Here is a 21359-nt window from a genome sequence, read left to right on the forward strand (position 1 = left end):
ACATGAGCAAGCGACTGCAAGGCAAGGTGGCATTCGTCTCCGGCGGCGGCAGCGGCATCGGTGCCGCCACCGCCCAGCGTCTGGCCGATGAAGGCGCGACCGTGGTGATCTGCGGCCGCCGCCAGGAACCGCTGGACGCCGTGGTGGCCCAGATCCGGGCCACCGGCGGCCAGGCCGAGGCCGTGGTGGCCGACGTTGGCAACGAGGCCCAGTATGTGGGCGCGATCGAAGGCGCGGCCCAGCGTCATGGCCGCCTGGACGTGCTGGTGAACAACGCCATGGCCTACACCTGGGGCGCACTGGACGCCATGTCCACCGACGACTGGCATGCCAACTTCACGACCACCGTGGACGGCACCTTCTGGGGCACGCGCACCGCGCTGAAGCTGATGAAGGCCGACGGCAAGGGCGGCTCCATCGTCAACGTTTCCTCCATCTGCGGCCAGCTCGGCACCCCCTGGATGGCCGGCTACTCGGCCGCCAAGGCGGCGGTGGACAACCTCTCGCGCGCTGCCGCAGCCGAGGGCGCTCCCGCGGGCGTGCGGGTGAACGTGGTGATTCCAGCCGTGGTCGAGACCCCGGCCACCGCCGGCATGCTGTCCGACGAGGCCAGCCGCAAGAACACCGAGAAGCTGATCCCGATGGGCCGCGTCGGCCAACCGGTGGAACTGGCCAACGCCATCCTGTTCCTGGCCAGCGACGAAGCCAGCTACATCACTGGCGCAGCCTTGCCGGTGGACGGTGGCCGCTCCGCTGTGTTGGTCACGGCGCTGTGATGGCGGGCGGCAACATGGCGTGGCCCGCATCGCTGGAAGAACGGGTAGATCGGCTGGAATCCCTGGATGCCATCCGCCAGCTGGCGGGCCGGTACTCGCTGTCGCTGGACATGCGCGACATGGACGCGCACGTCAACCTGTTTGCACCCGACATCCGTGTCGGCAAAGACAAGGTGGGCCGTGCGCACTTCAAGGCCTGGCAGACGGACACCCTGCGCGAGCAGTTCACCGGCACCTCGCACCACCTGGGCCAGCACCTCATCGAGTTCGCGGATGCCGACCACGCCACCGGCGTTGTCTACTCCAAGAACGAGCATGAATGCGGCGCCGAGTGGGTGATCATGCAGATGCTGTATTGGGACGACTACGAGCGCATTGACGGTCAGTGGTACTTCCGCCGCCGCTTGCCGTGCTACTGGTACGCCACCGACCTGAACAAGCCACCCATTGGCGACATGAAAATGCGCTGGCCGGGTCGGCAACCCTACAGCGGCACCTTCCATGAACTGTTTCCCAGCTGGAAAGAGTTCTGGGCGCAGCGCCCCGACAAGGACACCTTGCCCGAAGTGGCGCCGCCCGCGCCGCTGGAGCAGTTCCTGGTCACCATGCGCCGTGGCACCCCCGCACCCAAGATGCGGGTGCGCTGAGCGCGCCGCCGCACACCCGCGAATCTGCAAGAGAGACAAGCCCCATGAACACATTGTTTGAACCGTTGCAGCTGGGCGATTTGCGCCTGGCCAACCGGGTCGTGATGGCGCCCATGACGCGCAACCGCGCCGATGCCGACGGCGTGCCCAACGCGCTGATGGCCGAGTACTACGGCCAGCGCGGCGACGCCGGGCTGATCGTGGCCGAGGGCGCCTGGCCCAGCGCGGCGGGCCAGTCGTACTGCCGCCAGCCGGGCATTGCCACGCCCGCGCACATCGCCGGCTGGCGCCGCGTGACGGACGCCGTGCATGCGCGCGGTGGCCTGATCGTGCTGCAAATCATGCATGGCGGCCGCATTGGCAGCCACCATATCAAGCCCGCAGGGGTGGAGACGGTGGCACCCTCGGCGTTGCAGGCTGCGGGCGAAGTGGTCACCGACAGCGCCGGGATGCAGCCCTACGACATGCCCCGCGCCTTGAGCACCGCCGAGGTGCGGGCCGTGGTGCAGGAATACGCCCAGGCAGCCCGCAATGCGCGCGAAGCCGGTTTTGACGGGGTCGAGCTGCACGGCACCAGTGGGTATCTGCCGATGCAGTTCCTCAGTTCGGGCACCAATGTGCGCACCGACGAGTACGGCGGCAACGCCGCTGGCCGGGCGCGTTTTGCGTTCGAATGCCTGCGCGAGATGGCCGCTGCCATCGGTGCCGGGCGCGTCGGCCTGCGGCTGAACCCGGGCAACACCTACAACGACACCAGCGACGAGGACTCCGCCGCCACGCATGCCGAGCTGATGCGCCAGGCTGCCACGCTGGACTTGGCCTACCTGCACGTGATGCGCGCGCCCACGCCGCAGCTGGACGCCTTTGCGCTGGCGCGCCAGCATTTTGGCCCGCGCCTGATCCTGAACGACGGCTTTGAGCCAGACAACGCCGAGGCCGCTTTGCAGGACTACGCGGGCGCGGCGCTGTCGTTTGCGCGACATTTCATCGGCAACCCCGATCTGGTGAACCGCCTGCGCGCAGGCCAGCCGCTGTCGCGCTTTGACCGCAAGACGCTCTACACGCCGGGCGCTGCGGGCTACACCAGCTACGCCCGCTACAGCGCCGCACCTGCCACCGCCACCGCCTGATGGTTCCGCATGCACCGGGCGTTGTGGCGTCCGTTGCCTTGGGCCTGCCCACCCGCTGCCTTCACGGCAGCGGGTTTTTTGCTATTAAAAGGGAAGCTGCTAGCGCTTGCCACGTAAGCGCCAGAGCCTGATTTGACCAAAAATCAGGTGCATCTTCCCATTGCCAAGAATTGGCACGCATGCGCCGCACCGGAGTGGTTGCCATGTCTGCCAGTGGCATAGACGATGGCCGGGCAATGCAGCTGCCTGGGCGCGCAACAAAGACCGACGTGATGGATATCCGTTAGCTCTCAGTACAACCGATGGTCGCTCGTTATTGCCGGTCTAGTTCGGGAATATCCATGGCCACCAGCTTCCAGGACAGCAGCCCATCACGGCGGAAAATGAAGCCGCCTTTTTGGTTTTCAGGATGGACATACACCTTTGACCATCCGTTGTAGCGCACCTTGAAGCGGGGCCGCTTCTGGTCGCCACCTGCATCTTCAGGGCCACCGATTTGGGGCTTCATGCTGGGTTGGCCTTTTTCCAGCATCAGCATGACGCCCGCCGGGGAGACGAACACCTCCACCATCTGGTTGACCATGCCTGCGGCCAGCATCTGGCCCACACCGGCGAAGGGGTTGTTGGCCATCTCGGGCTGGTTCAGCGGGCCCTGCATCCTGAGCAGCAGTTTGCCCTTGAGGTCTTCGCGCAGCGCGGGGAAGTCCACATGCTCGGCCACGGCAGCCGCATCTTTGTTTTCAACGGCTTTGGCGATGGAGTGCAGGGTCCAGTAGGGCGAGGCATACAGCCCCGCTGCGGCCACCACTACGGTGACGGCCAAGGCAATGCCGGTTTGTTTTTTCATTGGTTTCTTTCGGTCGAAATGGTGATTGGATGATGTGCCAGGTTGTCCGGTGTTGACATGACAAGGTTGAGCCGAAGGAGGAAATTGCTATTAAAAAAAGAGCTGCTGGCGATTTCTGGTAAAGGGCTAGAGCCTGATTTGGCCAAAAAACATGCGTGCCACTGAAGTCACCCGCGCCAGCGCCAATGCGAGGCGTGGGCGCGGGCGCTGCATCCACCACGGGCAGGGGCGATGGCCGGTGGACTCCCCCTGCCACGGCATGTGGCAACGCACAGGGCGGATGGCGCTTTTCGTTAGTCTCAACGGACGATGCCGCAGGGGGGGGCGCTGACCAGAATCGACCGCATCGGCTTTATTCGTGCAAAGCCAGGAGAAGCGTAAATGATGAATATCAGCGGTCTGGCCTACGTCGTGGCAGAAACCACCGACGTGGCGCAGTGGAAGCAGTACGCCGAAGGCGTGCTGGGCATGATGACGGCGCCATCCCCCGACGGCGGCTTGTATGTGCGCATGGACGAGCGGCAGTTCCGGTTTGCGGTGCAGCCGGGCTCGCGCAATGCCTACGTGGTTTCGGGCTGGGAAGTCACCACCCGCGCCGACTTTGATGCCGCGCTGCGCGTGCTGAACGACGCGGCCGTGGACGTGGTGATGGGCGACGCCGCCCATTGCCGCCTGCGCTGCGTGCAGCAGGTGGCCACGTTCAAAGACCCCTCGGGCAATCGCCATGAACTGGTGTGGGGTTTTCGCTCGGACTTTGCGCACTTTGCCTCGCCTGCCGGCGTGTCGCGCTTTGTCACCGGCAACATTGGCATGGGCCACACCGTGTTGCCCGCACCCGATTTTGACAAGACGGCGGCATTTTTCACCCAGGTGATGGGTTTCGGGCTGTCGGATTTGCTCAATTTCCAGCCCGCCGGCCCGGATGGCCCAACGCTGCCCATCCACTTTTTCCACTGCAACAACGGCCGCCACCACAGCCTGGCGCTGGCCGGGTTCCCGGTCGAGAGCGGCTGCGTGCATGTGATGGTTGAAGTGGAAAACATGCCCGAAGTGGGCCGTGCCATGGACCGCATGCAGGCGCACCAGGTGCAGCAGACCGCCACGCTGGGCCAGCACACCAACGACCGGATGACGTCCTTCTACATGCGTTCCCCTTCAGGCTTTGACATCGAGTACGGCTACGGCGGTGCAGTGATCGATTGGCAGGAGCACGTCGTGCATGAATTTACCCGTGTGAGCCTGTGGGGCCACGATTTCAGCATCGGGCAGCCCAGCGCTGCTGCTTGACCCGGAGACCCGTGATGGCCAATAAACAAATGAGCGCCGCAGCGGCGGTGGCGCAAATTAAGGACGGTATGACCGTGGGCATTGGCGGCTGGGGTCCCCGGCGCAAGCCGATGGCGCTGATCCGCGAGATTTTGCGCAGCCCGGTGAAAGACTTGACCGTGGTGGCTTACGGCGGCGCCGATGTCGGCATGTTGTGTGCCGCTGGCAAGGTCAAGAAGCTGATTTTTGCCTTCGTGACGCTGGACTTCATTCCGCTGGAGCCGTACTTTCGCCAGGCGCGCCAGAGCGGCAGCCTGGAGGTGATGGAAATCGACGAGGGAATGATGCTGCTGGGCCTGAAGGCTGCCGCGATGCGCGTGCCTTTCGTTCCCACCCGCATTGGTCTGGGCACCGATGTGCTGCCGCGCAATCCTGGCATCCGGTTGATCGATTCCCCCTACGACGAGCGTCAATGGGTGGCCATGCCCGCCTTGCCGCTGGATGTGGCGCTGTTGCACGTGGACCGTGCCGATGCCCGTGGCGTCTGCCAGATCAAGGGCCCCGACATCTACATGGACGAGCTGTTTGCGCGCGCCGCCAAGGACACTGTGGTCAGCTGTGACGAGCTGGTGGACAGCAGCTTTTTTGACAGCAACGAAGAGTCGCGCTCGGTGTTCTGGGAGCGTGCCCACACCACCGCCGTGGTGCACTTGCCTGTGGGGGCGCACCCGAGTTCGTGTGCGCCGCTGTATGGCTTTGACGTCAAGCACTTCAAGGAATACGTGGCCAGTGCCAAGGAAGAGGGCGGGTGGCAGAAATATGCCGAGCGCTATGTCCATTGCACCGACGCCGAGTATCTGGAGCGCGTGGGTGGTATCGATGCGGTGCGCAAGCTGGCGCTGCCAGTGTTTTGACGGGGGCTGTGATGAGTGAATTTTCTTTGGTAGACCGCATCATCTGCGCCGCATCCGAGGCGTGGAAAGACGATGGCGAGGTGTTGGCGACCGGCATCGGCATCGTGCCCCGGCTGGCGGCATCGCTGAGCATGTTGTCGAACAACCCCGATCTGATGATGACCGACTCGGAGGCCTGGCTGGTGCGCGAACCGGTGCCGATCGGGCCGCGCAATGGCTACGAGCCCCGGCGCGAGGGTTGGATGGGCTTTACCCGTATTTTTGACAACGTGTGGAGCGGCAAGCGCCACGCCATGGTGGGGCCGACGCAAGTGGATCGCTTTGGTCAGGCCAACATCTCCATGATTGGCAGCGACTACCACAAGCCCAAATCCATGATGCTGGGCGTGCGCGGTTTTCCGGGCAACTCGATCAGCCACGCCAACTCGTTTTTCGTGCCCAACCACAGCACCAAGGTGTTTGTGGCGGGCGAGGTCGATATGGTGGCCTCGGTGGGCTACAACCCGGCGCGGCTGGCCCGCGGCTGGAGCCTGGACGACATCGACGTGCGCCTGATCTTCACCAACCTGGCGGTGCTCGACTTTGGTGGCCCGGATCGCCAAGTGCGGCTGCGCGCGGTGCATCCCGGCGTGACCCCTGCCCAGGTGCAGGAAGCCACCGGCTTTGCACTGCACATCCCGGCAGACGTGCCCGAGACCGCCGCCCCCACCGAGAGCCAACTGGCCCTGCTGGCCCGGCTCGACCCCCACAACCTGCGCGCCTCGGTCTTGAGCTGAGTTTTTGCCATGAACCACACTGACCCCGGTGACGCCTTTGTGCAGCGCCAAGACAACGCGGTCTATGAGACCGATGCGCCCGTGCTGTACCAGGCCGCAGAGGGCGTTGCCACGCTGACGATGAATCGGCCTGACTTCAACAACGCGCAAAACTCGCAGATGACCTATGCGCTGGATGCAGGCTTTCGGCGCGCGGTCGATGACGACAGCGTCAAGGTGATCGTGCTGCGCGGTGCGGGCAAGCACTTCAGCGCCGGGCACGACATCGGCACCCCTGGGCGCGACATCAACAAACCGTTTGAGCGCGAGAGCTTGTGGTGGGACCACACCAACAAGCCCGGCGCCGAGCAGCTGTTTGCGCGCGAGCAGGAGGTGTACCTGGGCATGTGCCGGCGCTGGCACGACATTCCCAAGCCGACCATTGCCATGGTGCAGGGCGCCTGCGTGGCCGGGGGCTTGATGCTGGCCTGGGTGTGCGACCTGATTGTGGCCAGCGAGGATGCGTTTTTCCAGGATCCGGTGGTGCGCATGGGCATTCCGGGCGTTGAATACTTCGCCCATGTCCATGAGCTGAACCCGCGCATCGCCAAGGAGTTCTTGTTCCTGGGCGAGCGCATGAAGGCCGACCGCGCCTACATGATGGGCATGGTCAACCGCGTGGTGCCACGCGATGAACTCGAAGCCCAGACCTACGACATCGCTGCCCGCATCGCCAAGCAGCCACGCCTGGGCCTGGCGCTGACCAAGACCGTGGTCAACCGCGTCGAGGAATTGCAGGGCCTGCGCAGCACCATGGACATGGCCTTTGGCTACCACCACTTTGCCCATGCCCACAGCCAGGTGCTGGGCGCTGGGCAGCTGGGTGGCCACGATGCCAAATCGATGGTGCAGGCCAACAAGAAGGATGGCAGCGCATGAGCCAGCCCCATGACCTGCGCACGCCCTTGTGCGATCTGCTGGGCTGCCGCTACCCCATCGTGCAGACGGCCATGGGCTGGGTGGCCGGATCGTCGCTGGTGGTGGCCACCACCAAGGCCGGTGGCTTTGGCTTTTTGGCGGGCGCCACCATTGCCGCCGACCAGATCGAGAATGAAATCATCCGCATCCGCCAGCTGACGGACGACCGGCCCTTTGGCCTGAACTTTCACATGTTCCAGCCCAACGCGCAGCAGTTGCTGGATTTGGCGGTCAAGCACAAGCTGCGCGCCGTCAGCTATGGCCGGGGGCCGGACAAGAAGGTGATTGGCCGCCTGCGCGATGCGGGCATCGTCTGCATGCCCACCGTTGGTGCGCTCAAGCATGCGCAAAAAGCCATCGAGATGGGCGCCAACGCCATCACCATCCAGGGCGGCGAGGGCGGTGGCCACACCGGCTCGGTGCCCACCACGGTGCTGTTGCCGCAGGTGGTCGATGCCGTGCAGGTGCCGGTGGTGGCAGCAGGCGGTTTTTACGACGGGCGCGGCCTGCTGGCGGCGCTGGCTTTTGGCGCGCAGGGCATTGCCATGGGCACGCGTTTTTTGATGACCAGCGATTCGGGCGTGCCCGACGTGACCTTGCAGCGCTACTTGGCCACGCGCGACGCGGAAAAGATCCAGGTCTCGCACCTGGTCGATGGCATGCCCCAGCGCATGATCCCGAACGAGTACCTGACCATGCTGGAAAAGGCATCGCCCTTCACACGCTTGCGCATGGCTGTCAGCCTGGCCCTGCAGTGGAAAGCGCAGACCGGCATGACGATGCAGCACGCGCTGGGCGTGCTGTGGCAGGGGTTGCGCGACGACCCCGGCAGCGCGGCGCAAACCGTGATGGCCGCCAACGCGCCCATGCTGTTGCAGCGCTCCATGGTGGAGGGCAAGCCCGCCGAGGGCGTGATGTCGGCAGGGCAGGTGGCGGCGCTGATCGGACGGCTCGACTCCTGCGAGGAAGTGATCGCGGGCATCGTGGCCCAGGCCTGCCAGCGGCGGGCTGCACTGAACGCCATGGCCGCAGCCGCCTGAGAACAAGACAAGGACCCATCCCCATGACACAACAATTTTCTTCCCAAGTACACGACAACGGCGTGGCCGAAGTGGTGCTGAACCGCCCGCCCGTCAATGCACTCAACGCGGCGGGCTGGCGCGGCCTGGCAGCCGAGATCGAGGCGCTGGGCCTGCGCCCCGAAGTGCGCGTGATCGTCGTGCGCGCCGAGGGCCGGGGCTTTTGCGCTGGCGTGGATATCAAGGAGCTGGCCAGCAACGACAAGCTCATCGTGGACGTGAACGCCGGCAACTACGCCACCTTCAAGGCCGTGCACCTGAACAAGGTGCCGGTGATTGCCGCTGTGCAGGGCTTTGTGCTGGGCGGTGGCATCGGCATCTGCGGCGCCGCCGATATCGTGATTGCGGCGGATGACGCCACCTTTGGCTTGCCCGAGGTGGATCGCGGCGCCATGGGCGGTGCGGCACACCTGCAACGCATGTTTGGCGTGCAAAAAACGCGCTACCTGTTTTTCACGGGCGAGATGATCGGCGCGCCCGAGGCACTGCGCCTGGGCGCTATCGAGCGCGTGGTGCCACGCGAGCAGCTGCGCGATACCGCGCTGGAGATCGCCGCCAAGATTGCCGCCAAGAGCCCGGCCATGGTCCGCATCGCCAAAGAGGCGCTCACGGGCATCGAGGACGGCAACCTGGAAGATAAATACCGCTGGGAGCAAGGCTTCACGTTGCAGGCCTACATGAGCCCGGATTCGAGCGAAACCCGGGCGGCTTTCGTTGAAAAGCGCGACGCCAAGTTCTGAACCAGAGGACGCCACCATGAACCTGAACTACACCCCTGCGCAACAGGCCTTCCGGGCCGAGGTGCGCGACTGGCTGCGCGCCCATGTGCCCGCTGAGGCGTTTGCCAGCTACGACACGCGCGAAGGCTTCGAGCAGCACCGCCGCTGGGAGGCCACCCTGGCCGAAGGCGGCTGGAGCAGCGTGACCTGGCCCCAGGAGCTGGGCGGGCGCGGCTGCGACCTGATCGATTGGCTGATTTTTGAAGAGGAATACGCCGCCGCCGATGCGCCCATGCGCGTCAACCAGAACGGCATCTTGCTGCTGGGGCCAACGCTGATGGAGTTTGGCACCCCCGAGCAAAAGGCCCGCTTTCTGCCGCGCATGGCGCGCTGCGACGACATGTGGGCCCAGGGCTGGAGCGAGCCCAATGCGGGCTCGGACATGGCGGCCATCAGCAGCCGCGCCCTGCGCGACGGCGACCACTATGTGCTCAATGGCCAGAAAACCTGGTCCACCCGGGCGATATTTGCCAATTGGGTGTTTTGCCTGTTCCGCAGCGACCCCCATTCCAGCCGCCACCACGGCCTGAGCTACCTGCTGGTGCCGTTGGATGCACCGGGCATCACCATCCGCCCGATCCAGGCCCTCAACGGCAAGGAGGCGTTTGCCGAGATCTTTTTTGACGACGTGCGCGTGCCGGTGGAAAACCGCCTGGGCGACGAAGGCCAGGGCTGGAACGTGGCCATGGCCACCGCGGGTTTTGAACGCGGCCTGCTGCTGCGCTCGCCAGCGCGCTACCAGCGCACGGCACAAAAGCTGATGGACTTGTACCGCAAGCACCAGGCCAGCGCCGACCGCGATCCGTCGATCCGCGAGGCCGTGCTGCGCGCCTGGATGGGCGCCGAGGCCTACAACCTGGCGTCCTACCACACGGTGGGCCGGGTGCAGCGCGGCGCACGCATCGGCGCCGAGGCCAGCACCAACAAGATTTTCTGGTCGGAGCTGGACCTGGACATGCACGAAACCGCGATGCGCATCCTGGGCCCGCGCGCCGAACTGTGCGATGACCCTGAAGTGCATGAATGGCTGGAAGGCTTCCTGTTTGCGCAGGCGGGCTCCATCTACGCTGGCAGCAACGAGATCCAGCGCAACATCATTGCCGAGCGCCTGCTCGGTTTGCCCAAGAACTGAACGAGGCCCACCATGGATTTCACCTTTAATGAAGACCAGCAGGCCCTGCGCGATTCGGTCAGCCGCTTTTTGATGGTCGAGGCCGCGCCCGAGAAGCTGCGCGACATCTGGCAGACCGATGCGGGCCGTTCGTCCGAGCTGCGCGCCAAGCTGGCCGAGCAGGGGCTGACCGCGCTGTCGGTGCCCGAGGCGCACGGCGGCCTGGGGATGGGCGATGTGGACTGGGCGTTGATGAACCAGGAGCTGGGTTATTTCGGCATTCCCGACTCGCTGGCCGACACGGCCTATCTGGCCACGGGCTTGCTGACCGCGCTGCCCGAGGCGCACCCGGTGCGCGCCGCCTGGCTGCCGCGCATTGCCGATGGCAGTGCGCGCATTGCGCTGGGCCATCCGGTCAACCCTTGGGTGGCCGATGCCCATCTGGCCGACTTGCTGCTGCTGGCGCACCCCACCGAGGGCGGCACCGAATGGCACGCCCTGGCGCCAGCGCTGGTGCAGGTCACGCCCTGCGCCAGCATCGACGCCTCGCGCCGCCTGGCCACCGTAGCCTGGGCCGCGTCGGACGCCACCCGCATCGCCGATGCCGCCCACGGGCAGGTGCTGGCCGATGCGCTGCTGAACCGGGGCGCGCTGAATGTTTCCAGCCAATTGCTGGGCCTGGCCCAGCGCATGCTGGACTTGACCGTGGACTACGCGGCGCAGCGCAAGCAGTTTGGCAAGCCGATTGGTGCCTTCCAGGCGGTCAAGCACCACCTGGCCGATGTGGTCACCAAAATTGAATTTGCCAAACCGGTGCTCTACCACGCCGCCAGTGCGCTGGCCCGCAATGCGCCCGACAGCGCGGTGCGCGCCTCCCACGCCAAGCTGGTCTGCGCCGAGGCGGGCTGGTTTTCGGCACGCAAGGGCATTCAGGTACATGGCGCCATGGGCTACACCTGGGAAGTCGATTTGCAGATGTTCATGAAGCGTGCCTGGGTGCTGGACGCTGCCTGGGGCGACCGCGCCTTTCACAAGCAGCGCCTGTCCGATGCGCTGCTGAACAACGGGGCGTTGCTGGGCCCCGGCGCCACTTTCAACACCCTTTCCTGAACCGGAGTTCTCTCAATGGCAGAAGCTTTTATCGTTGACGCCCTGCGCTCGCCCACCGGCAAGCGCAAGGGTTCGCTGGCGGCGGTGCATGGCGCCGACCTGGGCGCGCATGCCATCCAGGCGCTGGTCGAGCGCAACGGCATTCCGGCAGCGGAGTACGACGACGTCATTTTTGGCTGCGTGGACACGATTGGCGCGCTGGCGGGCGACATTGCCCGCACCGCATGGCTGGCCGCCGGTTTGCCCCTGAACGTGCCCGGTACCACGGTGGATAGGCAATGCGGCTCGTCGCAGCAGGCCATCCATTTCGCCGCCCAGGCGGTCATGAGCGGCACCCAAGACGTGGTGCTGGCGGGCGGCGTGCAGACCATGAGTGCCATCCCGATCAGTTCGGCCATGCTGGCGGGACAGCCGCTGGGGTTCACCACGCCCTTTGCCGAAAGCAAAGGCTGGCAGGCGCGCTTTGGCGATGCGCCGGTCAACCAGTTCTATGCCGCGCAGCGCATTGCCGATCACTGGGGGCTGTCGCGCGAAGCCATGGAAGTGTTTGCCAAAGAGAGCCACGACCGCGCCCTGCGCGCCATGGCCGAAGGGCGTTTTGACCGCGAGATCGTCCCTTTGGGTGACTTTCGCATGGATGAAACAGCGCGCGCCAGCACGCTCGAAAAACTCGCCACGCTGCAGCCGGTCGATCCCACCTACCCCAAGATCACCGCCGCCGTGTCCAGCTCGACCTGCGATGCCGCCGCCGCGGTGCTGGTGGTGTCCGAGGCAGCGCTCAAGCGTTACAACCTCACGCCGCGCGCCCGCATCCACCACCTGAGCGTGCGCGCCGACTGCCCCATCTGGCACCTGACGGCGCCCATTGCCGCCACGCAGCACGCGCTGAAAAAAGCCGGTATGAAGATCGAGGACATCGACCTGGTCGAGATCAACGAAGCCTTTGCCTCGGTGGTCATGGCCTGGCTGAAAGAAACCGGCTACCCGCACGAGCGCACCAACGTCAACGGCGGCGCACTCGCATTGGGCCACCCGCTGGGCGCCTCGGGCGCCAAGCTGATGACCACGCTCTTGCACGAGCTCGAGCGCACCGGCGGGCGCTACGGCCTGCAAACCATGTGCGAAGGCGGCGGTCAGGCCAACGTCACCATCATTGAAAGACTCTGAAACCATGCCTATCTGCAACAACCGTACCGTCATCATCACCGGCGCCGGTGGCGGCCTGGGCCGCGCCTATGCACTGGCCTTTGCGGCCGAGGGCGCCAACGTCGTCGTCAACGACATCCGGCTGGAAGCCGCCCAGGCGGTGGTGGCAGAAGTGGCTGCCGCTGGCGGCCAGGCCATCGCCAACCACGGCGACATCACCACCATGGCCGGTGCGCAGTCCATCGTCGATGCGGCGCTGGCCGCCTTTGGCGAAGTGCATGTGCTGGTCAACAACGCAGGCATCTTGCGCGACCGTATGTTTGTCAGCCTCAGCGAAGACGACTGGGACCAGGTCATGCGCGTGCATTTGAAGGGCCATTTTTGCCTCGCCAACATCCTGGGCCGCCGCTGGCGCGACCAGGCCAAGGCAGGCAACAAGATCGATGCCCGCATCATCAACACCAGCTCGGGCGCTGGCTTGCAAGGCTCCATTGGCCAGTCCAATTACTCGGCGGCCAAAGGCGGCATTGCCGCGCTGACCCTGGTGCAAGCCGCTGAAATGGCGCGCTACGGCGTGAGCGTCAACGCGCTGGCGCCAGCAGCACGCACCTCCATGACCGAAAGCGCCATGCCCGACGTGGTCAAGCCGCCGCAGGATGGCAGCTTTGATGCCTGGGCGGCTGAAAACGTCGCGCCGCTGGTGGTTTGGCTGGGCAGCCCCCAGTCGGCCCACGTAACCGGTAAGGTGTTTGAGAGCCAGGGCGGGCGCATCTCAGTGGGCGACGGCTGGCGCACCGATTCCACCCGCGACAAGGGTGCACGCTGGGAGCCCGCAGAGCTGGGCCCGGTGATTGCACAGCTGCTGGCCGAAGCGGTGCCCGCGCAAAAAATCTGGGGGAGCTGATATGGACGCGAAACAAACCAATGGCGGGCGCCGCCACTTCCTCAAGACCGGCGCAGCAGCGGGACTTGCTTTGAAGGTGGGCGTGACAGCCGCCGAGCCCCGAGCCAGCACCCCTGCGCTGCCCATGCCCGAGTACGAAAAGCTGGATGCGCTAGCACTCGCGTCGGCCATCCGGGAAGGCCGCCTGACAGCGCTGGAGGCACTGGAAGCTGCCATTGCCCGCGCCGAGGCGCGCAGCCAGATCAATGCGGTGGCCCTGCGCCACTTCGATCTGGCCCGCGAAAACGCACAGCGGCTGTCGCGCATGGGCCGGGCCGAGCGTGCGGCCTGGGCCCAAACGGCACCCCTGGCCGGTGTGCCCTTTGCGCTGAAGGATTTGGGCGTTGCCATGAAGGGCACCGTCACCACACAGGGCTGTGCTTTCTTCAAGGACGCGGTGGCCGACCACGATTCGACCCTGGTGCAGCGCTACCGGGCTGCCGGGTTGAACATCTTTGCCAAGACGACCACGCCCGAGTTTGGCCAGACGGCCACCACCGAGTCGCGCCTGTTCGGTCTGACGCGCAATCCGTGGAATCTGGCCTACAGCGCGGGCGGCTCGTCAGGTGGCGCGGCGGCGGCGGTGGCGGCAGGCATCGTGCCAGCGGCGCACGCCAGCGATGGCGGCGGTTCGATCCGCATTCCGTCGTCGCACTGCGGCCTGTTTGGTCTCAAGCCCAGCCGGGGCCTGGTGCCCATGGGCCCGAAGATGCTGGAAGGCTGGCTGGGCCTGTCGGCGCAAAACGTGATCAGCCGCAGCGTGCGCGACAGCGCCTTGCTGTTGCAGCTCACGCAAGGCCCCGAAGCGGGCAGCCGCACTGGCCCGCAGCCCGGTGCGTTGATCGATGCCATTACCCGCCCGCCGCGCCGACTGCGCATTGCACTGATGGAGCAAAACCCCTTTGGCGCGCCAGTCCACCCCGAGTGCCTGGACGCCGTGCGCGCAGCGGCACGCCTGTGCGAATCGCTGGGGCATGTTGTGGAGATGGCCGCGCCCAAGCTGGCCATTGGCGAGATGTTTGGCAGCATGGGCATAGCCACCGCTGCGGGCATGCTGGCCAGCGTGCGCATGCGCGAAAAAGAAACCGGCCGAACAGCCCGCGAGGACGAGTTCGAGCCCCTGAACTGGCGCAGCCTGCAGCTGGCGCGCGGCTACAGCGCCGAGCAGGCCTTTACCGCCCGCACCGTGTTCGACCAGGCGGCCCGCACGGTGGATCTTTTTCTGGGCGAATACGACCTGATTTTGTCGCCGGTGACGGCGGCGCCAGCGCCCTTGCTGGGCGCCATGTCGCTAGACCAGCCTTACGAGAGTTTCGTGAAGGTGGCGATGACTGCGTCGCCCTTTACCGCCATTTTCAACATGACCGGGCACCCGGCCATGTCGGTTCCGCTGCACTGGAATGGGGCCGGTATGCCCATTGGCGCGCAGTTTGCCGCGCCCTTTGGCGCCGAAGCCACCTTGTTGGCGCTGGCCGCGCAGCTGGAGCAGGCCGCGCCCTGGAAAGACCGACGGCCTGTGCTGTAGCGCAGTGCTGCCCCAGCGCAGCAGGCCCTGAATCCCCTTTCTTTTCTTGATGGACGCCTTGTATGGATCTTTCCCTCAGCGACGAGCAGCAACAAATTGCCGACAGTGCTGCCACTTTTCTGGCCGAAGCCAGTGCCATGCCCGCTGTGCGCACCACCAGCCAGAGTGCCAGTGGCCTGGATGCCGGGCTGTGGCGTGGCATGGCCGAACTGGGCTGGTGCGGCGTACACCTGCCCGAGGAGGCTGGTGGCCTGGGGCTGGGCTTGGTCGAGTTGGTGCTGCTGCAAGAGCAGCTGGGTCGGCGCCTGGCCTGCGTGCCTTTTTTCGATAGCGTGGCGCTGGCCGCCACCGTGCTGCGGCAGTTGCCCGCCAGCCCGCTGGCGCAAGACTGGCTGCATCTGCTGGCCACCGGCGAAGCCATCGCTGCCCTGGCGCTGCCCGTGCCCCCTGGCGCTGGCGCAGCGGCCCGGGCCGAGCGCACCGATACCGGCTGGACGCTGAGTGGCCACTGGCCGCAGGTGGGCTCTGCCGCCCTGGCCGATGTTTTGCTGCTGCCCGCGCACACGGCCAGTGGCCAAACCGTTCTGTTTGCCGTGCCCGCCGATGCGCCGGGTGTGCAGCGCCAGCCACTGGCCACGCTGGACGCCACGCGCCGCATGGCGGTGGTGAATTGCCAAGATGTGGCGCTGCCTGCCACGCACTGCCTGGCCCAAGGCGCCGCGCTGGAGGCCGCATTGGCGCGCACACTGCAATGGGGCGCTATCGCACTGGCCGCCGAACAGGTGGGCGTGGCGCAGCAATGCCTGGACTTGACGCTGACCTATGCCGCGCAGCGCAGCCAGTTTGACCGCCCCATCGCCAGTTTTCAGGCCGTTAAACACCGGTGTGCGCAGATGCTGGTGGCCGTGGAGGGTGCCCGCTCGGCTGTTTATGGCGCAGCCTGCATGGCCGATGCCGCCCCCGACGACGCAGCCACCTTGCTGCTGTACGCAGCCCAGGCCCGTGTGACTGCCACCGAAGCGGCGCAGTTTTGTGCCCGCGAATCCCTGCAACTGCACGGCGGTGTCGGTTTTACCTGGGAGTTCGACCCACATCTGTACCTGCGCCGCGCGCAGGCCTCCAGCCAGCGGCTGGGGCCGCTGTCGTGGTGGCTGGAGCAAGTCGCTGAACAGTTACTGACCACGCCAGAGGAGGCTGTGTGAATCTGCAAGAAACTGATACCGAGCGCGCTTTTCGCGCCAGCGTGCGCGACTGGATGCACGCCCACCTGTGCGGTGAGTTTGCCCCCCTGCGCCATGCCAGCGGGCTGGGCTCGCCCGGCTACGAGCCTGCATTGGCCAAGCGCTGGGAACAGCAGCTGGCCGCCGGCGGCTGGACGGGGCTGGGCTGGCCGCGCCAGCACGGCGGGCGCGAGTTGCCGCTGGCGCAGCAGGTGATTTTTCACGAGGAATATGTGCGCTGCGGCGGCCCCGGCCGCCTGGGCCACATTGGCGAGACGCTGCTGGCGCCGACGCTGATGGCCCACGGCACGCCCGAGTTGCAGGCGCGCTTCTTGCCCGGCATTCTGGCCGGTCAGACCTACTGGGCGCAGGGCTATTCCGAGCCCGGTGCAGGCTCGGATCTGGCGGCGGTGCGCACGCGCGCGCGCATCGACCCGGACAGCGGCGAATGGGTCATTGACGGCCAAAAGGTGTGGACATCGTGGGCGCACGAATCCGACTGGATTTTTGTGCTGGCGCGCTGCGAGCCAGGCTCTCAGCGCCACAAGGGTCTGGTGTTGCTGCTGGTGCCGCTGCACCAGAACGGCGTCACCTTGCGCCCCATCCGCCAGATCACGGGCGAGGCCGAGTTCAACGAGGTGTTCTTTGACGGCGCCCGCACCGAGGGCGCGTTGCACCTGGGGGCGCCGGGGCAGGGCTGGGCGGTGGCCATGTACCTGCTGGGCTGCGAGCGCGGCGCCTCGACACTGGGGCAGCAGGCCCACTTCCAGAGCGAGCTGGAGCAGGTGATGGAAGTGGCCCGGCGCAACGGCGCAGCCCGCGACCCGCTGCTGCGCCAGCGCATCGCCCACGCCGCGTTGGGCTTGCAGACGCTGCGCAGCCACGCGCTGCGCACCTCGGGCGATGACGCACCGGCGCGCGCGTCCAGCATCGGCAAATACGCCTGGTCGAACTGGCGCCGCACCTTGGGCGAGCTGGCCATGGACGTGCTGGGCGCAGACGGCGACATCGCCAGCAATGACCCACTGCACCAGGCGCTGCAGCGGCTCTGGCTGGTCAGCCGTGCCGACACCATCTACGCGGGCAGCAATGAAATACAGCTCAACCTGATGGCCGAGCGCGCGCTGCAAATGCCGCGCTGACCGGCTCGCCTGGACGGTGTTCGGGAGCACCGCCAGTGCGCTGGGTGCAGGGCTGGCACCCTCTATCGTCCAAGCAGACGATGTGCGCTGTGGGGGCTGAAAGCACCATGGCATCCATCAACTGCGATGGATGTTTGACCCATGAAGCCTGCTCCCGAATATGTTCCCGCCCACGGCCTGCTGCGTGGCAAATCCGTGCTGGTGACTGCTGCTGCCGGTGCCGGCATCGGCTTTGCCGCCGCCAAGCGCGCCGCTGAAGAAGGCTGCCGCGCCCTCCTGATTTCCGATGTGCACGAGCGCCGCCTGAGCGAAGCCGTCGAGGCCATCCGCCAGGAGACTGGTTTGCAGGAGGTCTATGGCCACCTGTGCGACGTCAGCCAGGAGAGCCAGGTGCAGTCGCTCATCCATGCGGCCCAGGAACAACTGGGCGGCATCGACGTACTGATCAACAACGCCGGGCTGGGCACCAGCCGCCGCGTGGTGGACATGGAGGATGCCGAGTGGCACAAGGTCATTGACGTGACGCTGACCGGCACCTTCCGTGTCATGCGTGCGGCCCTCAAGGTGATGCAGCCGCGCGGCCAGGGCGTCATCATCAACAACGCCTCGGTGCTGGGCTGGCGTGCCCAGGTCGAGCAGGCGCACTACGCCGCCGCCAAGGCCGGTGTGATGGCGCTGACGCGCTGCGCCGCCATGGAGGCCGCCGAGTTCGGCATCCGCATCAATGCCGTGGCACCCTCGATTGCCATCCACGCCTTTTTGAAGAAATCGGCCTCCGAAGAGCTGCTCAACGAGCTGTCTGCCAAGGAAGCCTTTGGCCGGGGCGCCGAACCCTGGGAAGTCGCCAACGTGATGATTTTCCTGGCCAGCGATTACTCGTCTTACATGACCGGCGAAGTGGTGTCGGTCAGCTCCCAGCGGGCTTGAGCATGGCCGAGCAACTCTGTCTGGACTCGACCGCTGCCGTGCTGGCGTCCGTGGGGCAGGCCCTGGGGCCTACCGAATGGATCACCGTCACGCAAGAGCGCATCAACACCTTTGCCGACGCCACGGGCGACCACCAATGGATCCATGTCGATCCTGAGCGCGCCCAGGCGGGCCCGTTTGGCGCCTGCGTGGCGCATGGCTACCTCACGCTGTCGCTGGCCAACCTGTTTTTGCCTCAGCTGGTGCGCTACGAGCGGCTGAAGATGGGCGTGAACTACGGTTGCGACAAGGTGCGTTTTCCGGCGCCGGTCAAGGTCGGCGCGCGCATTCGCGGGCGCGGCGAAGTGGTGGCTGCCGAGCCCGTCAAAGGCGATGGCGTGCAGATCACCGTGCGCATCAGCGTCGAGATTGAAGGCGCCGACAAACCCGGCTGCGTGGTGGACACCATCAGCCGCCTGTATTTTGATTGAGAGAAACCCATGAACCCGCAAGAAGCCGTCATCGTCTCCACCGCCCGCACCCCCATTGGCAAAGCGTACCGGGGGGCCTTCAACGACACCGAGGCGCCGGTGCTGGGCGGCCATGTGATCCGCGCCGCGCTGGCCAAGGCCGGCGTGGCCGGGCACGAAGTGGACGACGTGATTTTGGGCATTGCCGCCCAGCAGGGCAACCAGGGCTACAACCTGGGCCGCCTGTGCGCCTACACCGCCGGTCTGCCCGACAGCGTGGGCGGGATGGCCATTGACCGCATGTGCGCCTCGGGCCTGATGGCGATTGCTACCGCCGCCAAGGGCATCATGACCGGCGAGATGGACATTGCCGTGGCCGGTGGCCTCGAATCCATCACGCTGGTGCAGAACAAGCACAAGAACAGCTACCGTGCGCAGTCCAAATCGGTGCTGGAGGCCATGCCCACGGCCTACATCCAGATGATCGAGACGGCGGAAATCGTCAGCCGCCGCTACGGCATCTCGCGCGCCGCACAGGATGCGTATTCGCTGCGCAGCCAGCAGCGCACCGCCGCCGCCCAGCAGGCGGGCCTGTTCGCCGATGAAATCGTGCCGCTGGCCACCACCAAGCAACTGTTCGACAAGGAAGGCAATGTCACTGGCAACGAGGCCGTGACGCTCACCCAGGACGAAGGCAACCGCGCCGACACCACGCTGGAGAGCCTGACCAAGCTCAAACCCGTCTGGAAGAACGGCCAGTGGGTGCCCGAGGGTGAGTTCATCACCGCTGGCAACGCCTCGCAGTTGTCCGATGGCGCCTCGGCCTCGGTGCTGATGAGCGCGGCCCAAGCGCAGCGCCGGGGCCTCACGCCCCTGGGCATCTACCGCGGCGTGGCCGTGGCGGGCTGCGGCGCCGACGAGATGGGCATCGGCCCGGTGTTTGCCATCCCCAAATTGCTGGCGCGCCACGGCCTGAGCGTGGATGACATCGGTCTGTGGGAAATCAACGAAGCCTTTGCCTGCCAGGTCATTCACTGCCGCGACACGCTGGGCATTCCAGACGAGCGCTTGAACGTCAATGGCGGCGCCATTTCGATTGGCCACCCGTTCGGCATGTCGGGCGCGCGCCTGGTCGGCCACGCCCTGCTGGAGGGGCGCCGGCGCGGTGTGAAATACGCCGTGGTCAGCATGTGTATCGGCGGTGGCATGGGCGCAGCAGGGTTGTTCGAATTGGCGTAAAAAATAAGGGGGGAATCTGGTTTTTCCCCTGAAGGGGCAGGACTACACTCCATTTCCAAAAATAGAAGGAGACAGGCTTGGAAGCAGCGATTTCGGAATCAACCTCCACGGGTGCGCTCTTGGGGGAGCACCTTTCGCCCGAATTCCTCAGCCAGATTCTGGGCGCCATCTACGACGCTGCACTGAACGAAGCCGCCTGGGTTACCTGCTTGCAGTTGGTGCGCAACACGCTCGGCGCCAATTACGCGTCGCTGATCGTTCGCCATGAAACCATTGACGACATCGGCCTGATCGTTTCGGCTGGCAGTGACCAGTCTGATATTGACCCTGGCAATCCCCACATTGCCATGAGTCCGTTCACCGGCATCAAGCCCGATCAGGTGGTGACCATCAAGGATGTGTTGACTGAGGCGGAGTGGCGCGCTTCCTGGTACTACCGCAGTTACTGCGCGCCGCAAGGGGTGTTCCATGTACTGGCCGCCGACATTGCCACGCGCAATGGCGGCGTGTATGGCTTTCGCGTCACCCGGCCTGAAACATCGCCCGACTTTTCCCAGGCCGACATCGACTTTTGCCGCCTGCTGCTGCCCCACATCAAGCGGGCGCTGAACCTGCACCTGTCTATCCACCAAGACCGCAAAGTCAGCACGCTGTACAGCCATGCCATGGCGCAGATGATGGTGGGCGTGGTGGTGCTGGACCAGAACGGCCAGGTGATGGAGTGCAACGCTGCCGCCACGGCCATTCTGGATGCCAAAGATGGGTTGAGCGTGGCAGGCGGGCAGCTGGAAGCGTCTTATGTCGAGGACAACCGCAAGTTGCAAACCTTGGTGCGCAGTGCGCTGTCCTCGCCACCGGGCGGGCATTTGGCGCTGAACGAGGCCATGTCGGTCAGCCGCCCTTCAGGCCGGCTGGGCTGGGGGCTGATTGTGCAAAGCATTGCCTCCGACCAGTGGACGGAGGGCAAACAGCGCCCCAGCGTGGCCGTGTTCGTGCGCGATACCGAGGGGCGGGTCGATCCGCCCGTGCGGCTGGCGCAACAACTGTTCCACCTGACCCCCGCTGAAACCGCGCTGGCCATCCAGTTGGCCAACGGCCTGTCGCTGGAAGAGGCGGCCGAAATACTGAACATCAAGCGCAACACCGCCCGGGCACACTTGCGCTCCATCTTCTCCAAGACGGGCGTGCGCCGCCAGACGGAGCTGGTGCGCATCTTTCTCAACAGCGTGGCCTGGCTGAGCGCTGCCGACTGAGTTCACGTCCCCAACCCACCCGCAGCCCCCGGCGGCGCTGGTGCGCACCGGGGGATTTTTGCGACTGCACTGAGCGTCTGCCACCGCACGGGTGCAGCGCCGCTTGCTGATCCCGCTGCGGGG

The 21359-nt window shown here is 65.7% G+C and carries 21 protein-coding genes; 20 read left to right on the plus strand and 1 reads right to left on the minus strand.

Annotated elements, in window-relative coordinates; all coding sequences use genetic code 11:
- The first annotated feature begins 2 nt into the window (after nt 1–2).
- Genes EV674_RS02835 through EV674_RS02845 form a run of 3 tightly spaced genes read left to right on the plus strand, consistent with a single transcriptional unit; the run spans nt 3 to nt 2553 of the window.
- Nucleotides 3–776, plus strand: coding sequence for an SDR family NAD(P)-dependent oxidoreductase (locus tag EV674_RS02835; protein ID WP_119012866.1), 774 nt, complete (start codon nt 3–5; stop codon nt 774–776).
- Nucleotides 777–790: 14 nt separating this feature from the next.
- Nucleotides 791–1423: a nuclear transport factor 2 family protein gene (locus EV674_RS02840; RefSeq protein ID WP_119012922.1), complete on the plus strand. Its 633-nt coding sequence runs from the start codon at nt 791–793 to the stop codon at nt 1421–1423.
- A 44-nt stretch (nt 1424–1467) separates the two neighbouring features.
- A complete protein-coding gene (locus EV674_RS02845) occupies nt 1468–2553 on the plus strand; it encodes an alkene reductase (RefSeq protein WP_119012865.1) in 1086 nt (361 codons plus the stop codon).
- Between the two features lie 313 nt (nt 2554–2866).
- On the opposite strand, the gene EV674_RS02850 is transcribed toward EV674_RS02845, so the two are convergent.
- The gene (locus EV674_RS02850) at nt 2867–3400 is read right to left on the minus strand and encodes a DUF2939 domain-containing protein (protein WP_119012864.1); all 534 of its coding nucleotides are present in this window, start codon (nt 3398–3400) and stop codon (nt 2867–2869) included.
- Between the two features lie 381 nt (nt 3401–3781).
- Here EV674_RS02850 and EV674_RS02855 point away from each other — a divergent pair, with 381 nt between their 5' ends.
- The 17 genes from EV674_RS02855 (at nt 3782) to EV674_RS02935 (ending at nt 21236) form a co-directional block, all read left to right on the plus strand.
- Nucleotides 3782–4687, plus strand: coding sequence for a VOC family protein (locus EV674_RS02855; RefSeq protein ID WP_119012863.1), 906 nt, complete (start codon nt 3782–3784; stop codon nt 4685–4687).
- 14 nt (nt 4688–4701) lie between these two features.
- The gene (locus EV674_RS02860; RefSeq protein WP_119012862.1) at nt 4702–5580 is read left to right on the plus strand and encodes a CoA transferase subunit A; all 879 of its coding nucleotides are present in this window, start codon (nt 4702–4704) and stop codon (nt 5578–5580) included.
- Between the two features lie 11 nt (nt 5581–5591).
- Nucleotides 5592–6356 (plus strand): CoA-transferase subunit beta, encoded by a 765-nt coding sequence (locus EV674_RS02865; protein ID WP_119012861.1) that lies wholly within the window; start codon nt 5592–5594, stop codon nt 6354–6356.
- Between the two features lie 9 nt (nt 6357–6365).
- Nucleotides 6366–7274, plus strand: a complete 909-nt coding sequence (locus EV674_RS02870; protein WP_119012860.1) for an enoyl-CoA hydratase — start codon at nt 6366–6368, stop codon at nt 7272–7274.
- The gene (locus EV674_RS02875) at nt 7271–8353 is read left to right on the plus strand and encodes an NAD(P)H-dependent flavin oxidoreductase (RefSeq protein WP_119012859.1); all 1083 of its coding nucleotides are present in this window, start codon (nt 7271–7273) and stop codon (nt 8351–8353) included. The genes EV674_RS02870 and EV674_RS02875 overlap by 4 nt, the downstream gene beginning before the upstream one ends.
- 23 nt (nt 8354–8376) lie before the next feature.
- Nucleotides 8377–9132, plus strand: a complete 756-nt coding sequence (locus EV674_RS02880; protein ID WP_119012858.1) for an enoyl-CoA hydratase family protein — start codon at nt 8377–8379, stop codon at nt 9130–9132.
- Between the two features lie 16 nt (nt 9133–9148).
- The gene (locus EV674_RS02885) at nt 9149–10303 is read left to right on the plus strand and encodes an acyl-CoA dehydrogenase family protein (protein ID WP_119012857.1); all 1155 of its coding nucleotides are present in this window, start codon (nt 9149–9151) and stop codon (nt 10301–10303) included.
- Between the two features lie 12 nt (nt 10304–10315).
- Nucleotides 10316–11392: an acyl-CoA dehydrogenase family protein gene (locus EV674_RS02890; RefSeq protein WP_119012856.1), complete on the plus strand. Its 1077-nt coding sequence runs from the start codon at nt 10316–10318 to the stop codon at nt 11390–11392.
- A gap of 15 nt (nt 11393–11407) precedes the next feature.
- Entirely contained in the window at nt 11408–12559 is a 1152-nt protein-coding gene (locus EV674_RS02895) for an acetyl-CoA C-acetyltransferase (RefSeq protein WP_119012855.1), read from the plus strand.
- A 4-nt stretch (nt 12560–12563) separates the two neighbouring features.
- Nucleotides 12564–13442 (plus strand): SDR family oxidoreductase, encoded by an 879-nt coding sequence (locus EV674_RS02900; RefSeq protein WP_119012921.1) that lies wholly within the window; start codon nt 12564–12566, stop codon nt 13440–13442.
- A 1-nt stretch (nt 13443) separates the two neighbouring features.
- Nucleotides 13444–15006, plus strand: a complete 1563-nt coding sequence (locus EV674_RS02905) for an amidase (RefSeq protein ID WP_119012854.1) — start codon at nt 13444–13446, stop codon at nt 15004–15006.
- A 62-nt stretch (nt 15007–15068) separates the two neighbouring features.
- A complete protein-coding gene (locus EV674_RS02910; protein WP_119012853.1) occupies nt 15069–16208 on the plus strand; it encodes an acyl-CoA dehydrogenase family protein in 1140 nt (379 codons plus the stop codon).
- Nucleotides 16205–17368: an acyl-CoA dehydrogenase family protein gene (locus EV674_RS02915; RefSeq protein WP_119012852.1), complete on the plus strand. Its 1164-nt coding sequence runs from the start codon at nt 16205–16207 to the stop codon at nt 17366–17368. Before EV674_RS02910 ends, EV674_RS02915 begins: the two co-directional genes overlap by 4 nt.
- Nucleotides 17369–17509: 141 nt before the next feature.
- A complete protein-coding gene (locus tag EV674_RS02920) occupies nt 17510–18295 on the plus strand; it encodes an SDR family oxidoreductase (protein WP_119012851.1) in 786 nt (261 codons plus the stop codon).
- A gap of 2 nt (nt 18296–18297) precedes the next feature.
- The gene (locus tag EV674_RS02925; protein WP_119012850.1) at nt 18298–18765 is read left to right on the plus strand and encodes a MaoC family dehydratase; all 468 of its coding nucleotides are present in this window, start codon (nt 18298–18300) and stop codon (nt 18763–18765) included.
- Nucleotides 18766–18774: 9 nt separating this feature from the next.
- Nucleotides 18775–19983 (plus strand): acetyl-CoA C-acyltransferase, encoded by a 1209-nt coding sequence (locus tag EV674_RS02930; RefSeq protein ID WP_119012849.1) that lies wholly within the window; start codon nt 18775–18777, stop codon nt 19981–19983.
- Between the two features lie 77 nt (nt 19984–20060).
- Nucleotides 20061–21236, plus strand: a complete 1176-nt coding sequence (locus EV674_RS02935) for a helix-turn-helix transcriptional regulator (RefSeq protein ID WP_119012848.1) — start codon at nt 20061–20063, stop codon at nt 21234–21236.
- Nucleotides 21237–21359 lie beyond the last annotated feature (123 nt).

Source organism: Simplicispira metamorpha, assembly GCF_004341365.1.
Taxonomy (GTDB): domain Bacteria; phylum Pseudomonadota; class Gammaproteobacteria; order Burkholderiales; family Burkholderiaceae_C; genus Simplicispira; species Simplicispira metamorpha.